The following is a 3,482-nucleotide window of genomic DNA, read 5'->3' as shown; positions in this document are numbered from 1 at the left end:
GACCGAGACACTGAATTATCAATCAGCCCCGTTGCCTGACTGGGGAATGTTTTCTGCAAACCGGAAACCGCCAAAGCGCGGGCCGAACACACAACCCAGCAACACCGGAGTAAAGGCCTTTAACGCCTGGGCTCAGCGGCCGTTTTGGAGGCACACCGCGCCGGAAAAACGGTCCGCTGGAGCCCTTGGTTATGCATGAATAGCGCGAAGCTCATTGACCACGCCTTTGTATTCTTTTCCCACGAGGCCTAGCTTTTGGTGAAACCTAAAGCCTGATTTCTTTATTTGGGCAGCCTCAAACGCACGAGCCGCGTGACTCGACGCGATCTCTTTCTCTCCGGTATCCGCGTTGATGATCGCCTTCGCTGCATGCCAACGGAAATGGTCTACTGGGAACATTAACCTGTCTTGATGAGCATCTAGAATCTCGTTCGCGGAGCGATACAGATTGCGCAGCCTGTTTTCGACAATGGTGAGTGGATAAAGGATATATGCATCTGTTTTCAGATTTGGAAATTCAGCTTCTCTTTCCAATGCTTTGCCGTATGACTGGATCGCTTTGTCCACCTCACCTTGAGCGAGAAAAGCTGACGCCATATCACAGTAGGCTTGCGCATGATCAAAATCTTCTTCAAGCGAGAAATATTGATCCAAAAGCATCAGGGCCACATCAGGCCGAATGCGTGAAATTATTGATGCTTGGATTCGTAAATACTGTTCTTTCCGGCGCGCACGCTTTAGTTTGGCGAAGAACTGAGCCTCAACTTCACTGTTCCACTCTTTGTTTCGATACCAATCTTCCCTACTCACACGATGCATCCCTCCCTACGCATAACGCCTGCAGCATGCGCGCCCATGGAATGGAGCCGTAGGCGCAATGTAATGGGCGTCGCCGTGCCTGCGCTGGTTAGGCATTTTGGGCAGATGCCCGCGACACAGCTTCAATTTCACATAGAATCTGATTGGCCATGTGGACTATAGCTTTAGCATCTGACGAAGTGGCTTCCCGGTCATTATGCGCATATCTGTTTCTATAGACTCCGTAGAAACCGCTTATCAGATTTCGGAGAGACTGCTTCTTAGAATCATCCAGAGCAACTGGGATTTTTCCACCTTTTCCAAACACCAAATTGACCAAATCTTCGCCATCAATCTCGTCTTGGACTCCAAAGGCTCTCCTCAATCGTTCGGTGAGCACGACAAAGGTCTTCCTAATTGCTGAATCAAAGTGCAAACCGTCCATCAAGGGAACTACCGACTCTCGGAGCTTTTCATCCAGGAATTGATCTTCACTGGCTTCAGATATCAAACTACGTAGCGTCGCTGGTAAATCGTAAAACAGAATATCTTTGATATCCGAGTAACATCCGGCTTTGTCGTTTCTCTTGAGATAGTACTCAAGAAACGTAAGGTGCCTCCCCAAGCTTCCGCATTGCTCCCAACCAAGGTCCGCTATCTCCACTAATTTTGTAGCATTCCCACCAAGTTCTTGCTGTACTCGGAGCAACTCAGGTGCTTCGGCTTCCTCAAACAATCCGTATAGCTGGACAGCCTTATCATGGGTTATTTGGTACTGCTGAAGCACTGATGTTAATGATTTCTTAATCCCCATGATCTCCCCTGATCTTGCCTAACAGCAATTATGTGGTACCTGGCTCCCAAGCTATCAGGACATGCATCTACCAGCCATCCAGTTTAATCCCATTTTCCCGGAGATATTCGCCTTCTTTTTCCAGATATTCATCTACCCATTGAGAATAGTCTGACTTCTCGTTGTTATACGGCTTAGCCTCGTAACGCCCAACCTCAATCGCATTCTCGCCCCGGTTCATAATCCACACTACAACGGTCCCGCCCGGCGCCAGCCCAAAAACCAGGGCATCCCGAGGGTATTCCGCTATCTCTCCAAAGCTCTCGAAAGGTGCAATTTCTTTCATCTTTTCTTCGATTTCATCAGCGTTTTTCAGGTGAATCAGTGCTTCGTACGATTGCTGTTCGGCAAAGGAGAACCACTTAATCAAGACCAGTTCTGGCATAGCTTGCCATTCAGCATGCTTGCCTGATGGTTCTCTCCAGCAACACGTGATAATTCCAATAGGAGCTCTCCAACCAATATCCTCGGAACGAGATTCAAAAATCAACGTATCGACCCACGCATCGTAGTGCTTGGGTACCACAACCGCGATACTTCTATACGTGGACTCTGGACCATTCTGAGGCGCTTCGGACCCTACTTGCTCCGAACACCCCAGAAGCACCAAAACACAGAGGCTGACCGCCAGATGTTTAATACTCATGATATTGCCCCTCAATCCACTGTCCTTCATTCGGATGCACGACCCGTTTTCCATATTTGGCTGGTTTGAAGGGATAAAGCGGCCCAAGCTTCAAGTAATGATCCGAATGGTGAATGTATCGTTGCTTAAGCAACGCCCGGGATTCTGGGGTCATCAGTAGGTCGCTGCCATGCCAGACATGGGCGGCCAGATTTCTGGCAACGGTCGTTAATTCTTGCGGTAGAGAAAGGCCTTCAACTTTTGGGTTAATAGATTGAAAAGGCACACCGGCATCCACTGCCAACATATGCATCAGGTAGAGCGGGATACGGGAGTACTCGCCACGAACTTCGCGGTCCAGCCAAAGACGAAGCGTTATATCACCGCCCGGCAAACCGGGTGCTCGCTCCTGTTCGATTTCAAGCGTGGCAAGTGGATTCAGCGGCCCGATCCAGCCTTCATTTTTGATCAGCGCACGATCCTGTAACATGCGCGAAAATTCAAAACTGGCTTCGGGATTGCGGCGGTCGTTCCCCCTGACCACCAGAGGCAGGCGAACTTCAACACGCTCGTGAAAAATCTCAGGGTAACCACCACCAATATCGGAGTGTACTCCGGGAAGTACCCATTCATCGAAGTGTTCCGGTAGGTTGCCGGACTCACTCCGTAGACTGTTCAGTGAAAAGTTGTGTCGGCGCTCATCCCGCGCAGCAAACTGGACAACCCTTTCAGCATCTTCCGGCCTCAGGTTGACGTTAATGCGCCCCGTTTCCGCATCGTGTGCAGAAAAGTCCAGATTGCCCAGATCGGCAATTCCCGCAACGGTGTCGAACAGGCCCAGAAAGCGAACGGTGATCTTCTTCGGCCATGGAAAACCCGCTTGCTTGAAGGCTTTGGCCAAAGCCCCGTTTTCATCGTTTACCTCCCGACTGATAAAATGTCGGGCTGTAGCAGCTCCACGACTAAAGCCAAACACATCGAGGACCAATTCATCGATTCGGTCAGTAACGTTACGCTTTAATTGAAAGAGAAAGTTACTGCAGCCTTCGTCAATTTTTTTGAGTATCCCTTGCTCTCCAGAGTTATCGTCAAATCTGGTGTATGAACATCAGGCAGCGTTCCTGTCTGATTGTTGCTCAACCGCTTCTCCGTCCCGGAACTCGACGTTGTTAACGACCAGTTCCAGAAGCTGAAATCCTTTGATGC

The 3,482-nt window shown here is 49.7% G+C and carries 4 protein-coding genes; all 4 read right to left on the bottom strand.

Annotation, left to right across the window (positions count from 1 at the left end; translation table 11 throughout):
* Positions 1-189: 189 nt before the first annotated feature.
* Positions 190-810, bottom strand: coding sequence for a tetratricopeptide repeat protein (locus tag EZI54_RS23280; RefSeq protein ID WP_131484250.1), 621 nt, complete (start codon positions 808-810; stop codon positions 190-192).
* Positions 811-907: 97 nt separating this feature from the next.
* Positions 908-1,612: a TIGR02391 family protein gene (locus EZI54_RS23275; protein WP_131484249.1), complete on the bottom strand. Its 705-nt coding sequence runs from the start codon at positions 1,610-1,612 to the stop codon at positions 908-910.
* A 67-nt stretch (positions 1,613-1,679) separates the two neighbouring features.
* Positions 1,680-2,297 carry a DUF2931 family protein gene (locus EZI54_RS23270; protein ID WP_165495865.1) on the bottom strand — a complete coding sequence of 206 codons (618 nt, stop codon included), beginning with the start codon at positions 2,295-2,297 and terminating at the stop codon, positions 1,680-1,682.
* A complete protein-coding gene (locus EZI54_RS23265) occupies positions 2,287-3,177 on the bottom strand; it encodes a phospholipase effector Tle1 domain-containing protein (RefSeq protein ID WP_165495864.1) in 891 nt (296 codons plus the stop codon). The genes EZI54_RS23270 and EZI54_RS23265 overlap by 11 nt, the downstream gene beginning before the upstream one ends.
* Positions 3,178-3,482 lie beyond the last annotated feature (305 nt).

Origin of the sequence: Marinobacter halodurans (genome assembly GCF_004327985.1) — a bacterium.
Lineage (GTDB): Bacteria > Pseudomonadota > Gammaproteobacteria > Pseudomonadales > Oleiphilaceae > Marinobacter_A > Marinobacter_A halodurans.
Note: the sequence above shows the minus strand (reverse complement) of the source record. Positions and strands in the feature narration are given on the sequence as shown.